The organism is Pseudomonas sp. SDO52101_S400 (assembly GCF_054071635.1).
Window position 1 is genome coordinate 1 of the sequence record NZ_JBSVWF010000136.1, and the last position, 1,279, is coordinate 1,279.

Genomic DNA, 1,279 nt, shown 5'->3' on the forward strand with positions numbered 1-1,279 from the left:
CGGAGACATGGTGGACACATGTTCGGAGACATGGTGGACGGTTTTCAAATCCGTTTACCTGATACAACGGTCTGTTGAATCAAGTCAATTCGGGCAATGCGATGTCTACTCCAGTAGACATCGTAGATGCCATCCTCTGTGGTTCCCCTGATCGCTATCCGCTCTCCGATGAAGGCCTTTCCAATCGGGAATTGGCTGCTTCTCCAGTACATCTCGCCGTTGCCCTGAACCTTTCTGACCAGATCTCCTTCCGCGTACTCCAGGACAGGCAGGGTCTCTTGGTATTCAAGCGGGCTACTGCTGTAGCGGCTCGCTGGAACCCCCATTCCCAAGGCTTGATGCGGACGCTTCTGATTGTAAGTTTCTCGCCAGGTATCGAAGGCCTTTTGCGCTCCGATGAGGTCGATGAAGCACTGATTCTGTAGAACCTCGGCCTTCAAGCTGCGATGGAATCGCTCAATCTTGCCTTGGGTTTGTGGATGGTAGGGCCGGGAGTGACTGACCCGGATGCCCTGTCTCATCAGCCAGACTTCCAGCGCGGTATAGACCCCGGTCTGGTCACCCCATGGCGAACCGTTATCCATGGTCATACGCTGCGGCAGACCGTATCGGCGAAACACTCCAACAAGCTGTTCTTCCACGGTTTTGCGTTGTTGATTGGCGCAAGCGGCGATGCACAACGAGAAGCGGGAGTGGTCATCCAATATCGTCAAGGGATGGCAGCGGCCATGACGCATACCGACGTGGCCCTTGAAGTCCATCTGCCATAAATCATTGGGCGCTTCATGCTCGAAACGGATGAACGGTTTGATGTCCGCCGCTTGTGAGTCGACTTGCGCGTGGCGCTTCAAAACCGCGTGCACAGTGCTGACGGCGGGCATCTCGTGCCCATCGTCTTCCAAGATGCGCTTGAGTTTGCGAGCGCCCCACGCTGTGTGCTCCACACCCAACGTCAGAATCTGCTTCTCGACCGCATCAGGGCAGCGATTGGGCGAAGATTTCGGGCGCCGAGACCGGTCAAGTAACCCCTCAGGACCGAAAGTTTCGTACCGATCGAGCCACTTGTAAGCGGTGCTTGGACTGATATGAAAGCGTCGGCAGAGTTGCCGAATATTGGCCCCATCTTGCCGGGCCAATAAAACGAATTCGGAACGAAGCTGCATGGTTGACACCTCTTCCCAAGACACAGGCCATCTCCTTCGCGATGAGCAATGTGTCTATTTAAAAGTGTCCACCATGTCCCCGAACACCTGTCCACCATGTCCCCGGTACATACACC

At 55.3% G+C, this 1,279-nt stretch carries 1 protein-coding gene; it reads right to left on the reverse strand.

Annotated features, from left to right (window positions below; genetic code table 11):
- Positions 1 to 44 precede the first annotated feature (44 nt).
- On the reverse strand, positions 45 to 1,187 hold the full coding sequence (locus ACW9HX_RS29045; protein WP_457383211.1) for an IS481 family transposase: 1,143 nt from the start codon (positions 1,185 to 1,187) through the stop codon (positions 45 to 47).
- Positions 1,188 to 1,279: the final 92 nt, after the last annotated feature.